Here is a 19,173-nt window from a genome sequence, read left to right as displayed (position 1 = left end):
AAAACATGGTAGATAATGCAGGAGCAATTATTACTACTAAGGATGTACATTTAAGTTATGGTAGTCATGAAGCATTACATGGTATTAGCTTAGATTTCAAAGAAAATGAATTAACTGCTCTATTAGGTCCTTCTGGATGTGGTAAATCTACATTTTTACGTTGCTTAAACCGGATGAATGATGATATCCCGAATATAAAAATTACCGGTAATATTCGTTTTGAAGGCAAAAATATTTATAGTCCCAAAATGGATCTCGTTTGGTTAAGAAAAGAAGTAGGAATGGTTTTTCAGCAACCAGCTCCATTTCCCTTTTCTGTTTATAAAAATATTGCCTATGGGCTACAATTAGAAGGAATAAGAGATAAAGAGTTAATAGATCAACGTGTAGAAGAAAGTTTGAAACAGGCTGCAATTTGGAATGAAGTCAAAGATGATTTAAATAGAAATGCGCAGGACTTTTCGGGTGGTCAACAACAAAGAATTTGTATTGCACGAGCTTTGGCAGTACATCCTAAGGTCGTATTGCTGGATGAGCCTACGAGTGCACTTGATCCGATTTCAAGTTCTGAAGTAGAAGAAACTTTAGCAAACTTAAAGCATGAATTTACTTTCATTATGGTTACCCATAATTTGCAACAAGCAAGTCGAATTTCAGATAAAACGGCCTTTTTGATGAATGGAAATCTTATTGAATATGGGCCAACTGAAAAGATGTTTTTGAATCCTCAGAATCAAATTACAAGTGACTATCTCAATGGACGTTTTGGTTAGTAAAGGAAGGAGAGAAAGAAAATGCACGAAGTTTTTTTGGATGAATTAAAGAAGTTGAATACCAGGTTTATGAATATGGTCATTGATGTCAGTGAAGAAATTGATGATTCTACTCAAGCTTTTATTGACCATGATAAAAAGGCAGCCCAAAAATTAATTAAAGATGATAAAGATATTTCTGCTGATGCTCTTAAAGTAGAAAAAAGAACTTTAAAATTAATGGCTTTACAACAACCGGTTGCTAGTGACTTTAGAAATGTTATTGCTATTTTAAAAGCAACGACAGATTTGGAACGAATTGGTGAAAATGCAATGTCAATTTCTGCTGAAACGATTCGGGTAAAAGGTAATAAACGAATTGAAGCAACAGAAAAAATTATTACCGAAATGTCCCAAAAAGTAACATTTATGTTAGATCAAGTTTTAAAAGCATTTATTCAAAATGATGAAACTTTGGCACGTCAAGTGGCCAAAAAAGATGATGAAATTGATCAACTTTATGTAAAAGCTCGTCACTCTATTATTGATGGTGTTAAGGCGGATAATACTGCCGCTATTGCGGCTGCAAGTTATTTTATCGTGATTAGATTATTAGAACGCATTGGTGATCACGTAGTTAACTTGGCTCAATGGGTCGTCTATAAAGTATCAGGTGAATTGATTGACTTAAATGAAGATGAAAGTGTTGAAGATGAATTAGATCTTGACACTAATAATTCAAAAGATAAAAATTAAAAAATCTTCCTCTGGGAAGATTTTTTTGTTGAGCAATGACTATTAGATATCTAACTGTTATAATAATAAAAAACATGAAGGAATGATTTGATGCCAAGTAAAAAAGAAAAATTCGAACAAGCTAATCAGCTTTTTAGAATCTATATGAAAAATACACAGCGAATTTTTGATGCTTATGCATCGAAATTAGACTTAACATCACAACAAGCACGTTCCATTGCCTATATTAATCGGCATCCCGGCTTAATCCAACGTGAATTAGGAGAAAGATTTCGAGTAAGAAATGCCTCAATTACAAATATGCTTAAGAATCTTGAACGGGATGGATATATTGAACGTAGAAAAGATAAAGATTCTGCGCGAATAAAGCGGATTTATTTAACTCAAAAAGGAGAAGCCAGCGCAGAAAAAATTAACTTATTTTTTACTAAGATTAATGATCAACTATTGTTCAATATTGATGAACACGATCTGGATATGATAAATGAAGCGATGAAACATATTATCAAAGATATGAAAAATATCGAACTTGACTTTACATAAAGATATGCTTGAAAAGATATCTTTATTTTTTTAAGCAAATATTAGTTAGGCAATTGACAGTTAGATATCTACATGTTTAAATGTAAAACATAAGTTAGATATCTAACTATTTTTAAAAGGGAGAAATAGATATGGATAATCGAAATATGGCAAGAGGTCGAGAGGCCAAATCCAAATTTAGCATAAAGGATTTTTTTAGTTTAGTTAATAAATTGCATCCCCATTATTCACGTTTAATAATTGGCGTACTTTTAGGACTCTTAGGTACCGGAGCAAATTTAATTGTCCCTCAATTAGCACAACGCTTGATTAATAATTTTAAGTCGTTAAAGCCACAACTAATTATTTTAGCTGTTATTGTCTTTGTTGGTGGATTGATTGTTAGCGCTATCTCTGGCTACGTGTTAGGAGTCTTTGGTGAGAATGTTGTTTCTAACTTACGAAAGTTAGTATGGAAAAAATTACTAGCTTTGCCAGTCAAATACTTTGATAATAATAAAACAGGTGATACTACTTCACGACTTGTAAATGATACCTCGCAAGTAAAACAATTACTTGCCTCAACCTTACCGAATGCTTTAACCTCATTATTTCAATTTTTCGGTGCATTGATAATTATGATTGCTATGGATTGGCAAATGACAGTTATCATGTTTGTCGGAGTACCACTTCTGGTTTTGGCAATGTTACCAATCATGAGACAATCACGAAAAATTGGGCGTCAGCGCCAAGACGAATTAGCTAATTTTTCTAGTGAATCAACTACTGTACTAAGTGAAATTAGACTAGTTAAATCTTCTAATAGTGAGCAACATGAATTATCAAATGGACATCATCGAATTCATCAACTATATGATGTTGGAGTAAAAGAGGCATTTATTAATTCATTAACACAACCAATTACGAATATGTTAATGATGATTTTATTTTTAGGAATTCTGGGTTATGGTGCTATTCGGGTGATGAATGGTTCGATGACCATGGGTGCACTGGTTTCATTTTTAATGTATCTTTTTCAAATTATGAGTCCGGTCATTATTATCAGTCAATTTTTCAATGAATTGTCAAAAACTAGTGGTTCTACTGAGCGATTGCAACAGATTCTTAATGAAAATGAAGAATTTTTACCCGATAAAGAAGAAGTAGATATTGCAAATAAAGAATTAAAATTTGAAGATGTTAACTTCTCTTATGAAGATGGTAAGCAAATCTTGCATGACATTAATTTACATGCTGATCCAAATTCAGTAGTTGCATTTGCTGGACCATCTGGTGGAGGAAAATCAACTATTTTTGCTTTGATTGAACGCTTTTATCAGCCAACATCTGGTGAAATTAAGATTGGAAAAAGTAATATTAATGAAATTAACTTAACTAATTGGCGTAAGCAGATCGGTTTAGTAGGACAGGATTCAGCTGTAATGCCTGGAACAATTAGAGAAAATCTTGTTTATGGACTAGAAAAAGAAGTTACTGAAGATGAATTATGGCATGTATTGAAGTTAGCTTATGCAGATGGTTTTGTAAAAGAAATGGAAGAGGGTCTCAATACTCAAATTGGTGAACGAGGTATTAAATTATCTGGTGGGCAAAGACAGCGAATTGCCATTGCGCGAGCATTTTTACGTGATCCCAAGATTCTAATGCTTGATGAAGCAACGGCAAGTCTTGACTCTGAATCAGAAGCAATGGTGCAAAAGGCTTTAAACCAATTAATGAAAAATCGAACTACATTAGTAATCGCCCACCGTTTAAGTACTATTGTTGATGCAGATCAAATTTATTTTATTGATCATGGAACAGTGGATGGAGTCGGAACACATGAAGAATTAATAAAATCTACGCCAAAATATGCTCAATATGTAAAAAATCAATTTAAAAAATAATCTCATAATTAAAAGTGCTTATCTTTTTTGATAAGCACTTTTTGGTGTTAGGATAAAGCTGAATAAGGTAAGGAAAGAAGAAAAAATGAGGAGGTAGTAGTTATGGCATATCCTAAAACTGAACAAGCATTAAACCAAATAGTAGCAGATTTAACTCAAGCACACATGGTAGTGCACCAACACCACTGGTATATGTTAGGACATAGATTCATTAAGTTACATTTTTACTTAGATAAAGTAATGGCTGAACTTGCTGATCAACAAGACACAGTAGCAGAACGCTTGATTGAAATTAATGGTAGCCCAATTTCAACTTATGAAGAAGTTCTAGATGCAACTAAAATTCCTGACCAAAAGGGTTCTTGGGATTTAAGCATGGACGAAAGATTCCAAATTATTTTAGATGCTTATAAGACTATTCGTGATGATTACGAAGAAGGTATTAAAGTATCTGCCGCTGAAGGTGATGATTCAACTAATGATATGTTAATTGAATTCCATACTGCCGTTGAAAAGAGAATTTGGCTTCTTGCTGCTGAACTTGGTCAACGTCCTGGTGCCGGCGAATAAAAGTAAATTACAATTAAATATTATTGAAAGCATCTCAAGTAGGAGATGCTTTTTTTGATATAATTAAGTTACTAAAAGCTCATGAAAGGATATAGCAACTGATGAATAAAGTAACTATTATTGGATCAATCAATGTTGACAATATTTTACATATAAAAAAATTGCCTCAACCTGGTGAAACCATAGCTATGACAGAATTTTCTAAGGCAGCTGGTGGTAAGGGTGCAAATCAAGCTATTGCCAGTGTGCGTGGAGAAAATGAAACTGTATTTGTTGGTCGAGTAGGTGATGATGAAAATGGCAATTTTATGTTAAATCAATTTAAAGATAATGGCATTAAAATTGAACATATCGTTACTAGTAAGAATCAACAAACTGGTCAGGCCTATATCTTATTGCAGGAATCAGGTCAAAATTCAATTATTATTCAACATGGTGCTAATTTTGATTTAAGTGTTGAAGATGTTGAGGCCGCCAAAGAAGATATTACTAGTAGTGATTTTGTGATAGCACAATTTGAAACACCACTTGAAGCTACAATTGCAGCTTTTAAACTAGCCCATGAGGCTGGAAAAATTACTATTTTGAATCCTGCTCCTGCTAGAGGAGATATCCCCGAAGAATTATTAAAGCTAACTGATATTATTACTCCTAATGAAACAGAAGCAGAAAGTATTACGGGGATTAAAGTAACTGATGAAAATTCAATGCAAGCAAGCGCAAAATATTTTCATAATTTAGGGGTAAAAGGAGTAATTATTACCCTGGGAAGTATTGGTTCTTATGTCTCTTACGGAGAAATCTCAGAAGTAGTACCTGCTTTTAAAGTAAAGGCGGTAGATACAACTGCAGCCGGAGATACATTTATAGGTGCTTTAGCCAGTGAATTAAAAACTGATCTAAGTAATATTAAAGAAAGTATAATTTATGCATCTAAATCCTCTTCATTTACTGTGCAAAAGCTTGGGGCTTTTCCTTCAATTCCAGAACGTACAGTTGTAGAACAAGCTTTAAAGGAGGGAGAATAATGGATAAAAAAGAACAAGACCAACTAAAACGCGAAGCAGCCACCAAAGCGGCTGCCTTAGTAAAAAATAATTCTGTACTAGGAGTTGGTACAGGGTCAACAGTTGCATTTTTTATTGATGCTTTAGGACAACGAAAAGATCAAGAGGGGTTAACTTTAAAGCATATTGTTACTACGTCTAATCGTAGTAAAAAACAGTTAGAGAGTTTGGGTTTTAAAGTAGATGAATTAAAAGATATCGATCAAGCTGACTTAACTGTTGATGGTGCTGATCGTGTAGCTGATACCCTTGATGGCATCAAGGGTGGTGGTGGCGCCTTAACTTTAGAAAAAAATGTTGCTATTAATTCAAAACGTAATGTTTGGATTGTGGATGAATCTAAAGTTGTAGAACATTTAAGTGGGTTCCCACTTCCTGTTGAAGTTTTACCAATTTCAGCAGAGCAAAATTTTAGAAAATTTGCTGCTGAAGACTTGAAGCCACAATGGCGCGAGAATGAAGATGGTAGTCGCTATATTACTCATTATGGAAACTACATAATTGATTTGGCGATCGATCCAATTCCCGTACCTGAAGGACTAGCTGCTTATCTAGATAAAACCGTTGGTGTAGTTGAGCACGGACTATTTTTAGGAATTTGTAATGAAGTAATTATTGCTAAAAGTAATGGTACTATCGAAATCAAAGAAAGAAATTAAAAAGTGGATCATAAAATGAAAAATAATGAAGAAAATCAAGTAATCTCATCGCAACCACCAAAGGCGAAAAAACACTTTAACTGGCTTATTATCTTAGTAGTCATTATTGTTGCAGGAGTGGGTTACGTAATTTATCGTAATCACCAAGAAGCGACTACATTAAATGGTGCCTACAAAGTTACAGCTGAGGATGTTTTTATTGCAGAAAAGGGCGATAAAAGACCAGATTATTTCTATTTTAAAAAAGATGGTACCTTTCTTTATATGATGCCAGAAACCAAAAATTATTATGCTTCTTATGCAAGCGGTAGTTGGGTAAGTTTAGGTAATAATAAATTTAAACTTAATTTTGATTGGAATGGTGATAACGATCATTTTTCAATTACTGCTGAAAAATCTGGTAATTTACTAAAAACGTTTAAAAAGAAGGATTATTGGCCAACAAATGACATCTATAGCAGGATGAACATTCCAGAAACTCAATTTAGTAAAGAATATCAAAAAGCGCGTGAGTCAGCTGCAAAATATTCTGAAGATGATGATTAAAAATAATGGCTGAAAGGACGGAATAAAACAATGACAAAAAAGAGAGTAATTTTAAGTACCGATCCAGGAATTGATGATATTGCTGCAACAACGTTTTTACTATTTGATCCTCAAGTTGATTTACGTATGATTGTAGCTACCTGGGGCAATGTATCTTTGAAGTATACACTTCAAAATGCTTTGAAGTTAGAAACTTTTTTACATACTAAAGTTCCAGTTGTAGTTGGAGCTAATCAACCTTTAGTGCGTCCTGCAATCAGTGCAGCATCGGTTCATGGTGAAACTGGAATTGCAGGTTATGAATTTCCTAAAGAAGATACTAGTTTAATAAAAAAGGGCTTGGCTGCAACTTTAATGCACGAAGAAATTCAAAATAGTCCTGAAAAGGTCACTTTAATGGGAATTGGACCTTTGACTGATTTCGCTTTGCTCTTTAAGCAATATCCTGAAGATCTTGAAAAAATTGAAGAGATCGTAATTATGGGTGGAAATATTGGTCATGGCAATCACAGTCCTTTTGCAGAATATAATATTGCTGGAGATCCTGAAGCTGCCCAAATTGTTTTGCAAAGTGGGTTACCAACAAAAATTGCACCACTAGAAATTGGAAATAAGGCTCATATTACGGCATCTGAACTAGATAAAATTAAGGCATGCGGTGAAGTAGGTAATATGTTATATTCCTTATTTTCTAATATTCATGAGCCCGATGGTGATACACGTATAAAAATTTATGATCCAACTGCTGTAGGTATTTTACTTCAGCCTGAGTTCTTTAATCTTAAGCCTGCTCATATTGAAATTGAATTGGCTGGTCGTTACACTTATGGTGCTAGTGTAATGGACTTTTTGAGTGATAATCCTAATACTGAAGTTGCTACTGATGTAGATACCCATAAGTTTGCTGAATGGTTTATTGAAGAAATTAAACAAGCAGACCAAGGGAGAAAGTAATGGCCGATTTAGTTTATCGCTCAGTGATGCGTGACATCAAACAAAAAATTCTTAATAAAGAATATGATGGCATGCGTCTTCCCGATGAAAGATCATTAAGTGAGCAATATCACGTGAGTCGTTCTTCGATGAAACGTGCATTAGGATTACTTGCACAACAAGGAATAGTTTTTAAAAAACGTGGCAGCGGAACTTTTATTAATCCCCTTTATCTAAAAAATCAGGCCTTATTTAAATATGACGGCTCTAACTTGGGAATTACTGATTCTTTTAGTGTTCCGGGCAAAAAGCAAAGTATTGAATTACTAGATTATCAAGTAATTAAGGCAAACGATGATTTAAAACAAGATCTTTTTTTAAAAGATTCTGATTTTGTTTATCAAATTAAGCGTTTGCGTTTATTAGATGATCAACCTTTTATGATTGAAACAGGATTTATTCCGATTAAGATTACACCTGAATTAAATCCAGAAATATTAAAAAAATCATTATTTAATTACCTGGAAGATACCCAGTCAAAAACAGTAACTAGATCCTTTTTAACAATTACTGTTGAACCTTCTAATTTAGATGATCAAACAAAATTAATGCTGACCCCAAATGAACCAGTTGGAGTAATGGAAGGGATCTTTTTCCTCGATGATGGAACCCCATTTGAGGTGTCAAATATGCGAATTCACTACAAATATATGAAGTATAATACTTTTGTGAATTTGAATGGGGAATAAGATGGACTTTCAAAATTTAAAAGAAAAATTTATGCAAAATGCTGATGCTGGTGTAGCTGGCGAAATGCACCAGTATATGAAGAATAAATTTTTGTTTTATGGCTATCATACTCCTGCACGGTGTAAAATTTATGCGGAAAATCTAAAGCTGGAAAAGAAAAATAAAAAGATTGATTGGGATTTATTAAATCAAGCTTGGAATGATCCTTATCGAGAGATGCAGTATTTTGCTTGTGATTATTTAATAGCTTTGAAAAAGTATCTAATGTTTTCAGATATGGATAAAATTGAAAATTTCGTTCGAACAAAATCATGGTGGGATACAATAGATAGTTTAATTAAGCCTGTTGGTTATTTGGGATTACATGATGAACGGGTAAATGATTTAATGCTTAAATGGTCCCAAGATGATAATATCTGGATACGACGCTTTGCGATTGAACATCAATTACTGCGCAAAGATCAGATGAATACGGCATTATTGGCAAAAATTATTAAGAATAATCTTAATAGTAAGGAATTTTTTATCAATAAAGCTATCGGATGGGCTTTACGTGATTATTCAAAGACTAATCCCCACTGGGTTAAAAGTTTTATAAATGAATATTCTGAACAATTAACTCCACTTTCGATCAAAGAGAGTAGTAAGTACTTATAATAAAACAGGGCGGTTTTGACCGCCTTTTTTGTTTATGTTAAGAAAGCATAAAATTGGAACCTACCAATTAACTGAATGGTTGAATAAATGATTTAATTATTTTATTATTAACATGTAGGAATAAAAGTTTACACATAACTTTAAGGAGAAAATTATGGCAGTAAATTACGATTCAAAAGAATATTTAAATAGTGTAGATGCATATTGGCGCGCAGCCAACTATTTATCAGTTGGTCAATTATTCTTAATGTCAAATCCACTTTTAAAAGAAGAATTAAAAGCTGAAGATGTTAAACCTAAACCAATTGGTCACTGGGGTACTATCGTGCCACAAAACTTTATTTATGCCCACTTAAATCGTGCGATTAAAAAGTATGATTTAAATATGTTTTATATTGAAGGTTCTGGTCACGGTGGCCAAGTAATGGTTTCAAATTCATATCTTGATGGTTCATATACTGAAAGATATCCTGAAATTACCCAAGATGAAAAGGGTATGACTAAATTATTTAAACAATTTAGTTTCCCAGGTGGAGTTGCTTCACATGCTGCTCCTGAAACACCAGGTTCTATTCATGAAGGTGGGGAATTAGGTTATTCACTTTCTCATGGTGTGGGTGCAATTTTAGATAATCCAGATGTAATTGCTGCTGTAGAAATTGGTGACGGTGAATCTGAAACTGGTCCATTAGCTGCATCCTGGTTCTCAAGTAAGTTTATTAACCCAATTAAAGATGGTGCAGTAATTCCAATCTTACAAATTAATGGATTTAAGATTTCTAACCCAACTATTGTCTCACGGATGAGTGATGAAGATTTAACTAAATACTTTGAAGGAATGGGCTGGAAACCATACTTTGTATCTGCTTATAAAGATGGTGAATTTAATGGCTACAAGGACCATATGGAAGTTCATGAAGAAATGGCTAAAACTATGGATCAAGTAGTTGAAGAAATTAAGGCTATTCAAAAGAATGCTCGTGAAAATAACGATGATTCTCAAGTTAAATGGCCAATGATTGTCTTTAGAGTTCCTAAGGGATGGACTGGTCCTAAGTTTGATCTTGATGGTAATCCAATCGAGAATAGTTTCCGTGCCCACCAAATTCCAATTCCAGTAGCTCAAGGTGATATGGAACATAAAGACATGTTGATTGACTGGATGAAGAGTTACAAGCCAGAAGAATTATTCAATGAAGATGGTTCTCCAAAGGATATTGTTTTGGAAAACACTGTCCAAGGTGACCAACGAATGGCAATGAATCCTGTAACTAATGGTGGTATTGATCCTAAAGTCTTAAATATGCCAGATTATCGTGATTTTGCGATTAAATTTGATAAGCCAGGATCTGTCGAAAAACAAGATATGGCTGAATGGGCAAAATATTTAGATGAAATTGCTAAATTGAATCCAGATAATTTCCGTGGTTTTGGTCCAGATGAATCAAAATCTAACCGTTTATTCCAATTACTTGATAATCAAAAACGCCAATGGATGGAAAGTATCCACGAACCAAATGATGAAGATTTAAGCAAGACTGGTCGCTTAATTGACTCACAATTATCAGAACATCAAGATGAAGGTTGGCTTGAAGGATACGTTCTTACTGGACGTCATGGCTTCTTTGCTACTTATGAAGCCTTTGGGCGTGTTGTAGATTCAATGCTCACGCAACACATGAAGTGGTTGAGAAAGGCAAAAGAACAAGAATGGCGTCACGATTACCCTGCATTAAATATTGTAGATACTTCAACTGTTTTCCAACAAGATCACAACGGCTATACTCACCAAGATCCGGGTCTTCTTACTCACTTATTTGAAAAGGGACGTGCAGATTTAATTCACGAATATCTTCCAGCAGATACTAACTCCTTACTTGCTGTATCTGATAAGGCATTTAGAGATCGCGAAGTAATCAATGTTTTAGTTACTTCAAAGCAACCTCGTCCACAATGGTTTACAATTGAAGAAGCCAAGAAATTAGTAGATAAGGGTTTAGGTTATGTTGATTGGGCATCTACCGATAAAGATGCAAAGCCAGATATCGTATTAGCATCGACCGGTACTGAACCAACAATCGAAACTTTAGCAGCAATCGATTTACTTCACAAGCGTTTCCCAGAGCTTAAGATCCGTTACGTGAACGTAATTGATGTCATGAAGATGATGACTCCAGAGAAGAACCCTGAGGCAATGAGTAAGGAAGAATTTGACCGCTTATTCCCTAAGGATGTTCCAGTAGTATTTGCTTGGCATGGTTTCAAACCAATGATGGAATCAATTTGGTTTGATCGTGGTCGTGGTAAAGACGAAGTCCATATTCATGGCTATGAAGAAAATGGTGACATTACTACTCCATTTGACATGCGTGTTTTGAACCACATGGATCGTTTCGATTTGGCAAAAGATGTCATTGAAAGTGTACCAAGAATGGTAGATAAGAATGCTGCTTTCCTTAGTGAAATGGATGATTTAATTTCAAAACACCACCAATATATTCGTGATAATGGTAAAGATATGCCAGAAGTTACAGAATGGAAATGGGCAGGTTTAAAGAATTAAATAAAGGAGACTACAAATCGTAGTCTCTTTTATAATATATTTATAATGAATAACTAAATTTATTTGTAAAAATACTTGCAAATATTATATGAAATTACGTAATATTAAAGTAAGGGTATTTGGAAGAATATTTAGTTGTTAGGAGAATAATTATATGGAATTTGAAGAAGTTTTAGAAAAAGAACGGGCTGTAAGAAAATTTACTGATCAGAGGGTCAGTGAAAAAACAGTTCGTGCTATTTTAGCTGATGCGCAACGTTCACCTTCTTTATTAAATTCTCAACCATGGCGTGCCTACGTGGCATCTGGTGATGTAGTTAAGGAAATAAGAGCAAAATTCAAAAAATTGACTGAATCAGGTGAACAACCAAGGGAAGATTTTGCCTCAGTAATGAAAGTTGAATGGGATACTTATCCAAGTCAAAATATGGCTACTATGAGTGATACGTTAAATTATTTTCTTCGTGGAGAAATGAAACAATTTGATGAGGCTCAAATTACTTTGTTTAATGCTCCAACTTTGGTTTTCTTAACAATTCCTAAGAAATCACCAGCATGGTCAATTTTTGATCTGGGTGCATTTGCACAAACTTTAATGTTATCTGCAGTTGATCACGGTATTTCTGCAATGCCTGCTCACGCGATTGTTCGTTATCCTGATATTATTCGTCAATATATGCCAATTGGTGAAGATGAAGCAATTGGGATGGGAATTGGTTTAGGTTATAAAGATAAACGCGCATCAATTAATGATTACCGTTCTGTACGTGAAAACTTAGATCGAGTTGTAAAATTTATTAAATAATTAATAATCTTGAAAAGAACTAGAATCCGCTAGTTCTTTTTATTTTCAAAAAAATATTTAATGCTAGAATATAAGTGTGAGAATGTAAAAATATAAAGGTGAAAAATTTGTCTGCAAATACAATAACAACTAATTTAATTATCATACTTATTACTTTTGTAATTGCAACATTCTTTGTAATTGCGGAGTTTGCTTTAGTTACTACTAGACCAAGTCAATTAGAGGAAATGCTTGCCAACGGAACCGGAAATAAAAAGAAGGTTCAGCGTGCTTTGCACATGGTGCATAATTTAAATGAATCCTTGTCAACTACGCAAGTGGGGACAACTTTAGTCGGAGTTATTCTTGGCTGGTTTGGTGAATCTACCATTGAAGAATTGTTAACCGATTTATTTGGAATCGGACATTTTTTTGGAGAAAAAACTGCTGGAGTACTAGGAGCTGTTTGTGGGATTATCTTGCTTACTTATTTAGAAGTTGTGATTACTGAGATAGTTCCTAAAAATATTGCGATTGATATGCCAGTCAAATGTTTAATGGCAATTGTTAATCCATTAAATGTTTTTCATTGGCTAGTTTATCCTTTTGTATGGTTGTTAAATGTTTCGGCAAGTGGCATTTTACATTTGTTAGGAATGGAATCGGCAGATGAAGAACAGCAAGTTTATTCACAATCTGAGATTTTAAAACTTTCTAAGAATGCTGTTTCGAGTGGTTCCCTAGATAAAAATGATCTCGTTTATATGGAGCGTGCCTTTGAATTAAATGATAAGGTAGCTAAGGATATTATGACTGACCGAACAGAGCTAGAAGTACTAGATGTTACTGATAATGTAAGTAAAGCTCTAAAAATGTATTTAAAAGAGGGTTTTAGTCGGTTTCCAGTTGTACGTGATAACGATAAAGATGATGTAGTAGGATATGTCTATGCCTATGATATTATTAGCCAATACCAAGATGATCCTAAGGCGCCTATTGCACGGATTATTAGGGCAATGATCACTGTACCAGAATCAATGTTAATTCAAGAAATTTTACAATTAATGATTAAGCGTCATACGCCAATTGTACTAGTAGTAGATGAATATGGTGGAACGAGCGGTATTGTAACGGATAAAGATATTTATGAAGAATTATTTGGAACCATTAAAGATGAAATTGATGATGTTTCTGATGAATATATTATCCGGGATGATCATGATCAAATTCATGTATCTGGTAAAACTACACTTTATGATTTTGAACGTTATTTCCATGTGAAAATTAAGGCTTTTCAAGATAGTGATGTTATCACAATTGGTGGTTATATGATGGAACATTATCCAGATCTTGAACAAGGACAGAGTATTGAGTTCGGTGGGTTTAAATTCAAATTAAATAGTGTTGAGCAAGGTTTTATGCGTTGGTTTATTGTTTCAAAGCTAGAAGAACCAAAATCATCAGAAAAGCCAAGCTCAGATGAAAAAGAAAGTTAAGCATCAATGCATTAAATAAAAAAATACCTATTTCGATTATCCGATCGAAATAGGTATTTTTATTTAATTATTTTCTCGTATTTTTTCTCTTTTTCTAAGCCAAGGCATCACAAAGCCAAGTCCAAATAAAACAAGGACAGTGATAATATTCATGATTAATTGGTGATTAAATCCTTTAGTACCAAAGGCAATATTTTGAGGAATAAATCCTAAAGTTGCACAGATAAAGGTAAAAATTAAACACCAGAAACCCATAGTTAGAGCACCAGTTTTATTTTTAATAAAGACATAGCTAGAATGATATTTTTCCTGATGCATCCGCATTGCAACAAAGGCAAAGAACACCCAACAAGTTTTATATGGGGAAATAATCCCGTTCACATTTAAAAGCCAATTATAAATAGTATTAATGTTAGGTAAAGTACCGGTTAAGAGTAATAAGAATAAACTCAAACCAGCAGTAATAGTGTAACTATGAATTGGACGGCCGTTTTTGTTCTTTTTAGTAAGCCATTTAGGCATAAATTTGTCAGCAACATCTCCAGCAAAGACACGACTAGAAGCATCTAGAAGAACAGCAAGTTGTGCCATCATAAAGACTGCTTGAACTACTGCAAAAATATACATTAAGACTTTACCCATTCCTAAACTTTCACCAAGTAATTGGAAGGCATAGTAAGGTCCATTCATCTTAAAGTCATGAGGAATATGATGAGCATTAAAGAACATGGCTAATGCCAAAGTACCAAAAATAGTTAAGAAACCAGTCATAAGGGCTAATAGCCACATTGATTTAGGAAAATCACGCTTAGGATTCTTCATTTCGGAGACATAAGGTGCAGCTAATTCTGCTCCAGAAATAGCAAAAATTAAAAGTCCAGTAGTTGAGAAGTAATTTAAACTGAAGGAAGGCTTAAATGCACTCCAGTTAAACGGTTGGGTAGCAATATGATGTCCATGCATTACTGCATATCCTGCCAACAATACAAATAAGAATGACATGATAAACATTGCACCACCACCAATAAGTGATAAAACTTCAAGAGAATTCTTGAGGAGATTTTCCAAAAGAATAAAAACTAGGATAATAATAAATGTTAAAATACCAAACCAAAATGTAGACATTCTTTTATCTAGTGAATTATTTCCTAAAATCATCCAACTAAAAGATACGATTACTGAGTTTGACACATCAACAATATAAGGTACGCTTTGTACCCAATACATCCAACTGGTCCAATAGCCCAAGGTATCATTACTACTACGTCGTACCCAAGAGGCCAAGCCACCAGCTTGGTTATCAAAAGTTAAGCTCATTTGAGCCGAAATAAGTGCATATGGTAATACGTAAGAAAAGAATAGAAATATCCATGAAATGACTACTGAAAGTCCTTGATTTTGAAAAGGATAAAAAATATTCTCAAAACTAATAATTGTTACAAAATCGATTAAGGCAATAACTGGCCATGCCATATAGTGTTTTTTCTGTGGCTCAATATATTCCATATGTTCCATAAAAACCTCCAAAATAACTTCTTAAATCCTATTAATAAATTTACAGAATTATATTAGGAGGGCGTAGAGGTAAAAGTGGACTTAATATTTTCACTTGTACTTGTCTCCAAAATCTTTATAATTTATCCCTAAAGGATACCCGTCCCAAAATTATATAGTTTTTCATAAATAATTCAAGGCGGATTAGTTATCGTTATAGGAGGCATTTTTTGAATTTTTTAGATATTGCGGTGGGAAAAGATATTACCTTACCACAAAATTCAGAATGGAAATATGTTAGTTTAAACTCAAATCTTAATTTAGCCAGTGTAGCTGCTATTGTAATTAATTCTGATAATAGTCAGGATCTGACTTTAGTTAAAGAATTACAGGATTCATCAGGATTAAAGCCTCCAATTATTCAAGTCATTCCCAATAAGTTAGAAAAGAATATTAATTCTATTTTTACGCAAGCAACTAATTATCGCGATCAAATGGTGCCCCAATATTTACGTGATCTGATTCATTTTGCAACTGATCGACCAGTTAGTTTTACTACCCCGGGTCATCATAATGGACAATATTATGATAAACATCCCGCAGGAGTAGTATTTAATCGTTTTTTTGGGAAAAATTTGATGTATGCTGACACTAGTGATACAGTACCTGAACTAGGGGACATGATGATGCATGATGGCAGCCCCTTAACCGCCGAAAAACAAGCGGCTTTAACCTATAATGCTGATAAAGTTTATTTTTGTACTAATGGGACAACTAGTGCCAATTCAATTTGTGCTAGTGCATTATTAACTGATGATGATTTAGTATTGTTTGATCGAAATAATCATAAATCACTATATAATAGCGCATTGGTAATGACAGGGGCACGTCCAGTTTATATTCCAACAGATCGTAATGCTTTAGGATTAATTGGTGAAATGGATCCGGCCAAGCTATCAGATTCTGCAATTAGAGCTGAAATTGCCAAAGTTGATCCAGAAAGAGCAAAAAAGAAGCGACCTTTTCGTTTAGCAATTATTCAACTTGAAACTTACGATGGGATTTTTTATCGTCCTCAATGGATTATTGATAAAATTGGTCATCTATGTGATTACATTTTATTTGACTGTGCTTGGGGTGGCTTTGAAGGTTTTTTACCAGTGATGCATGAACTTTCACCACTTGATTTGAAGTTGGGTCCCGATGATCCAGGCATTTTAGTTACCCAGTCTCTGCATAAACAACAAGCAGGAATGGGCCAAGCTTCACAAATTTTAAAAAAAGATAGTCATATTAAAGGTCAAAAACGTTATGTAGATCATAAACATTTTAATAATGCTTATCTTAAATTCGTGACAACGAGCTATTCTTATCCTCTTTATGCTTCACTTGTACTTAATTCAGCTTTAACTACTGGTGCTGGCAACAAAAAGTGGTGGGATGATATTTTGCGTTTGGGGATTAAATTTAGAAAGCAGTTAATTAAAAAATCTGACCTATTTACTCCATTTGTCCCTAAAGACTTTATCAATCATTCAACTGATGAATTGGCTACTAATTCTACATTATGGCAAATAAATCCTGAAGATAAATGGCACGGGTTTAACAAAATTACCACTGGTGAAGCAATGATTGATCCGATGAAAATCACTTTGGCTACTACTGGTATTAATAATACGAATTCAATTTATGAATCTCGTGGTCTGCCAACACCAATTGTTTCTGAATTTCTAATGGAAAAAAGAATTATTCCCGCAAAGCATGATCTTTATTCATTATTATTTTTGTTAACACCAGGAGATACAAAAAAGGATTTAGATATTTTATTAAATGCTTTGCTAGAATTTGAAGAACTTTATAAGCAAAATGCAAATTTAGAACAGGTATTACCTAAATTAGTTGACCAATATCCTGACCGCTATCATAATTATTCAATTCAACAACTTGCTCAAGAAATGCATGATTATTATCGTGAGAATAAGACTTTCACCTTACAAAAGGAATTATTTGCCAAAAATAATTTGCAAAAGTACCCTCTTACTCCTAAAGAAGCAGATTATGAATTTATGAAAAATAATAGCGAATTAGTTGATCTTAAAGACGTAGAAAATCGCATTGCACTTGAAGGCGCGTTGCCTTATCCACCTGGTATTTTTGTTGTTGCGCCAGGAGAGCGATGGAGTAAAGTGGATAAACAGTATTTTGAAGTTTTACAAGGAGCAATTGAAGAATTTCCAGGTTTTGTACCAGAAATCCAAGGTGTCTATTTTAAAACAGATGAAAATGGTAAACTAATAGTTCAAGCAGAAGTTTTGAAAGAAAATAATTAGTAAAAGGAGATCATGAAAAGTGGTTTTATCTTGGAAAGAAAATTTACCACAAGAATTACAAGAAAAGGTTGCGAAAGTAGAAAAGAAAATTCAACCAAAGCTTGATGAAATTGATGAACAAGTTCTTTACAATCAACAAAGAGTTTTGGAATTGTTCAGAAAGCATCATGTTGGTGAAGAAGATTTGGTGCCATCAACAGGATATGGCTATGATGATATGGGACGTGACAAATTAGAAGAAATTTATGCTGATTATTTTAAAGTAGATGATGCCTTGGTGCGTCCTCAATTTGCTTCTGGTACTCATGCAATTGCAGTCGCACTTTTTAGTATGTTACGTCCAAATGATACTTTATACTATTTAACCGGCATGCCCTATGATACTATTCAAGAAGTGATCGGTTTAGCTGGGAATAAGCCGGGTAATATGAAAGAATATAGTATTAATTTTAAAACTACTGAATTGGTAGAGGGTAATGTTGATTATGAACAAGCACGTAAAGATATTATGGATCCATCGATTAAAGTGGTGGCTATTCAACGTTCTCTAGGTTATTCTACTCGTGCTAGCTTTACAGTTGACAAGATTAAAAAGATGATTGAATTTGTCAAAGAAGTGCGCCCAGACGTTAATATCTTTATTGATAATTGTTATGGGGAATTCTCAGAAAGTATTGAACCTACTTTTTATGGCGCAGATCTTATGGCCGGTTCATTATATAAAAATGCTGGTGCGGGATTAGTAAAAAGTGGTGCATTTTTAGTTGGACGTCAAGATTTAATTGACGGCGCTGGAAGTCGTTTAACGGTTCCAGGAGCAGGAAAAAGCGAAGGTGCTACTTGGGGCTATTTACGTGATATGTATCAAGGTTTCTTTATGGCGCCACATACTACCGGCGAAGCACTTAAAGGAATGATTTATACAGCGGCCTTATGTGAAGAAATGGGAATGGATGTTGCACCAAAATGGGATGCACCAAGAACGGATATTGTACAAACTGTTACTTTTGGTCAACCAGATCCAATGGTAAAGTTTTGTGCTGCTATTCAACATTATTCACCAATGAATTCTTTTGTAGATCCCATTCCTTATCACCAAGAGGGATATGAGGATGATGTTGTAATGGCTTCTGGTAGTTTTATTGAAGGCTCAACAATTGAATTATCTTCTGATGGTCCATTACGCGATCCTTATATGCTTTATATTCAAGGTGGTTTGTCATATGCCCATGACAAAATTGCGATTACTCGTGCTGTAAATGATACTTTTTATAAAAAAGGTTAAGTTTAATAATATAGATAGTAAAAACCGAATAATAATTGAAAAAGTACTCAGAATGAGTGCTTTTTTTAATTAGTAAATGTTATAATTCAACTAACAATTCCA

Annotated in this window: 17 protein-coding genes; 16 read left to right on the top strand and 1 reads right to left on the bottom strand. The window is 33.9% G+C overall.

The window, feature by feature from the left end:
• Nucleotides 1-5: 5 nt before the first annotated feature.
• The 14 genes from pstB to LrDSM24759_RS03425 all read left to right on the top strand — a co-directional run bounded on the left by pstB (nucleotide 6) and on the right by LrDSM24759_RS03425 (nucleotide 13,962).
• Nucleotides 6-773: a phosphate ABC transporter ATP-binding protein PstB gene (gene pstB, locus LrDSM24759_RS03490; protein ID WP_117118115.1), complete on the top strand. Its 768-nt coding sequence runs from the start codon at nucleotides 6-8 to the stop codon at nucleotides 771-773.
• A gap of 21 nt (nucleotides 774-794) precedes the next feature.
• Nucleotides 795-1,508, top strand: coding sequence for a phosphate signaling complex protein PhoU (gene phoU, locus LrDSM24759_RS03485; protein WP_117118114.1), 714 nt, complete (start codon nucleotides 795-797; stop codon nucleotides 1,506-1,508).
• A gap of 90 nt (nucleotides 1,509-1,598) precedes the next feature.
• On the top strand, nucleotides 1,599-2,051 hold the full coding sequence (locus LrDSM24759_RS03480; protein WP_117118113.1) for a MarR family winged helix-turn-helix transcriptional regulator: 453 nt from the start codon (nucleotides 1,599-1,601) through the stop codon (nucleotides 2,049-2,051).
• 131 nt (nucleotides 2,052-2,182) lie between these two features.
• Entirely contained in the window at nucleotides 2,183-3,937 is a 1,755-nt protein-coding gene (locus LrDSM24759_RS03475; RefSeq protein ID WP_117118112.1) for an ABC transporter ATP-binding protein, read from the top strand.
• A gap of 102 nt (nucleotides 3,938-4,039) precedes the next feature.
• Complete coding sequence (locus tag LrDSM24759_RS03470; protein WP_117118111.1) at nucleotides 4,040-4,507, top strand: Dps family protein; 468 nt, start codon at nucleotides 4,040-4,042, stop codon at nucleotides 4,505-4,507.
• A gap of 101 nt (nucleotides 4,508-4,608) precedes the next feature.
• Nucleotides 4,609-5,535, top strand: coding sequence for a ribokinase (gene rbsK, locus LrDSM24759_RS03465; protein WP_117118110.1), 927 nt, complete (start codon nucleotides 4,609-4,611; stop codon nucleotides 5,533-5,535).
• Nucleotides 5,535-6,233, top strand: a complete 699-nt coding sequence (gene rpiA, locus LrDSM24759_RS03460) for a ribose-5-phosphate isomerase RpiA (protein WP_117118109.1) — start codon at nucleotides 5,535-5,537, stop codon at nucleotides 6,231-6,233. The genes rbsK and rpiA overlap by 1 nt, the downstream gene beginning before the upstream one ends.
• Nucleotides 6,234-6,248: 15 nt before the next feature.
• Nucleotides 6,249-6,779, top strand: a complete 531-nt coding sequence (locus LrDSM24759_RS03455) for a hypothetical protein (RefSeq protein ID WP_117118108.1) — start codon at nucleotides 6,249-6,251, stop codon at nucleotides 6,777-6,779.
• Between the two features lie 30 nt (nucleotides 6,780-6,809).
• Entirely contained in the window at nucleotides 6,810-7,733 is a 924-nt protein-coding gene (locus LrDSM24759_RS03450) for a nucleoside hydrolase (protein WP_117118107.1), read from the top strand.
• Nucleotides 7,733-8,461 carry a GntR family transcriptional regulator gene (locus LrDSM24759_RS03445; RefSeq protein ID WP_117118106.1) on the top strand — a complete coding sequence of 243 codons (729 nt, stop codon included), beginning with the start codon at nucleotides 7,733-7,735 and terminating at the stop codon, nucleotides 8,459-8,461. The genes LrDSM24759_RS03450 and LrDSM24759_RS03445 overlap by 1 nt, the downstream gene beginning before the upstream one ends.
• Before the next feature lies 1 nt (nucleotide 8,462).
• Nucleotides 8,463-9,119, top strand: a complete 657-nt coding sequence (locus LrDSM24759_RS03440; protein ID WP_117118105.1) for a DNA alkylation repair protein — start codon at nucleotides 8,463-8,465, stop codon at nucleotides 9,117-9,119.
• Between the two features lie 154 nt (nucleotides 9,120-9,273).
• The gene (locus LrDSM24759_RS03435) at nucleotides 9,274-11,682 is read left to right on the top strand and encodes a phosphoketolase family protein (RefSeq protein WP_117118104.1); all 2,409 of its coding nucleotides are present in this window, start codon (nucleotides 9,274-9,276) and stop codon (nucleotides 11,680-11,682) included.
• A gap of 154 nt (nucleotides 11,683-11,836) precedes the next feature.
• Complete coding sequence (locus LrDSM24759_RS03430) at nucleotides 11,837-12,487, top strand: nitroreductase (RefSeq protein ID WP_117118103.1); 651 nt, start codon at nucleotides 11,837-11,839, stop codon at nucleotides 12,485-12,487.
• Between the two features lie 107 nt (nucleotides 12,488-12,594).
• Nucleotides 12,595-13,962, top strand: coding sequence for a hemolysin family protein (locus tag LrDSM24759_RS03425; RefSeq protein WP_117118102.1), 1,368 nt, complete (start codon nucleotides 12,595-12,597; stop codon nucleotides 13,960-13,962).
• A gap of 63 nt (nucleotides 13,963-14,025) precedes the next feature.
• On the opposite strand, the gene LrDSM24759_RS03420 is transcribed toward LrDSM24759_RS03425, so the two are convergent.
• Complete coding sequence (locus tag LrDSM24759_RS03420) at nucleotides 14,026-15,477, bottom strand: APC family permease (RefSeq protein WP_117118101.1); 1,452 nt, start codon at nucleotides 15,475-15,477, stop codon at nucleotides 14,026-14,028.
• A 209-nt stretch (nucleotides 15,478-15,686) separates the two neighbouring features.
• On the opposite strand from LrDSM24759_RS03420, the gene LrDSM24759_RS03415 reads away from it, so the two are divergent.
• Together LrDSM24759_RS03415 and LrDSM24759_RS03410 are read left to right on the top strand one after the other, a co-directional pair.
• Complete coding sequence (locus LrDSM24759_RS03415) at nucleotides 15,687-17,786, top strand: putative ornithine decarboxylase (protein ID WP_117118100.1); 2,100 nt, start codon at nucleotides 15,687-15,689, stop codon at nucleotides 17,784-17,786.
• Nucleotides 17,787-17,805: 19 nt separating this feature from the next.
• Complete coding sequence (locus LrDSM24759_RS03410; RefSeq protein ID WP_117118099.1) at nucleotides 17,806-19,071, top strand: methionine gamma-lyase family protein; 1,266 nt, start codon at nucleotides 17,806-17,808, stop codon at nucleotides 19,069-19,071.
• Nucleotides 19,072-19,173: the final 102 nt, after the last annotated feature.

It is taken from the genome of Lactobacillus rodentium, from assembly GCF_003423665.1.
Taxonomy (GTDB): domain Bacteria; phylum Bacillota; class Bacilli; order Lactobacillales; family Lactobacillaceae; genus Lactobacillus; species Lactobacillus rodentium.
The sequence above is the reverse complement of the archived record's forward strand: the minus strand, read 5'-3'. Positions and strand labels throughout refer to the sequence as shown.

Coding starts and splice junctions, on each gene's coding strand:
- LrDSM24759_RS03455 (WP_117118108.1), top strand. CDS start 6,249: ATGAAAAATAATGAAGAAAATCAAGTAATCTCATCGCAACCACCAAAG.
- LrDSM24759_RS03435 (WP_117118104.1), top strand. CDS start 9,274: ATGGCAGTAAATTACGATTCAAAAGAATATTTAAATAGTGTAGATGCA.
- LrDSM24759_RS03440 (WP_117118105.1), top strand. CDS start 8,463: ATGGACTTTCAAAATTTAAAAGAAAAATTTATGCAAAATGCTGATGCT.
- LrDSM24759_RS03450 (WP_117118107.1), top strand. CDS start 6,810: ATGACAAAAAAGAGAGTAATTTTAAGTACCGATCCAGGAATTGATGAT.
- pstB (WP_117118115.1), top strand. CDS start 6: ATGGTAGATAATGCAGGAGCAATTATTACTACTAAGGATGTACATTTA.
- LrDSM24759_RS03475 (WP_117118112.1), top strand. CDS start 2,183: ATGGATAATCGAAATATGGCAAGAGGTCGAGAGGCCAAATCCAAATTT.
- phoU (WP_117118114.1), top strand. CDS start 795: ATGCACGAAGTTTTTTTGGATGAATTAAAGAAGTTGAATACCAGGTTT.
- rbsK (WP_117118110.1), top strand. CDS start 4,609: ATGAATAAAGTAACTATTATTGGATCAATCAATGTTGACAATATTTTA.
- rpiA (WP_117118109.1), top strand. CDS start 5,535: ATGGATAAAAAAGAACAAGACCAACTAAAACGCGAAGCAGCCACCAAA.
- LrDSM24759_RS03430 (WP_117118103.1), top strand. CDS start 11,837: ATGGAATTTGAAGAAGTTTTAGAAAAAGAACGGGCTGTAAGAAAATTT.
- LrDSM24759_RS03480 (WP_117118113.1), top strand. CDS start 1,599: ATGCCAAGTAAAAAAGAAAAATTCGAACAAGCTAATCAGCTTTTTAGA.
- LrDSM24759_RS03445 (WP_117118106.1), top strand. CDS start 7,733: ATGGCCGATTTAGTTTATCGCTCAGTGATGCGTGACATCAAACAAAAA.
- LrDSM24759_RS03420 (WP_117118101.1), bottom strand. CDS start 15,477: ATGGAACATATGGAATATATTGAGCCACAGAAAAAACACTATATGGCA.
- LrDSM24759_RS03470 (WP_117118111.1), top strand. CDS start 4,040: ATGGCATATCCTAAAACTGAACAAGCATTAAACCAAATAGTAGCAGAT.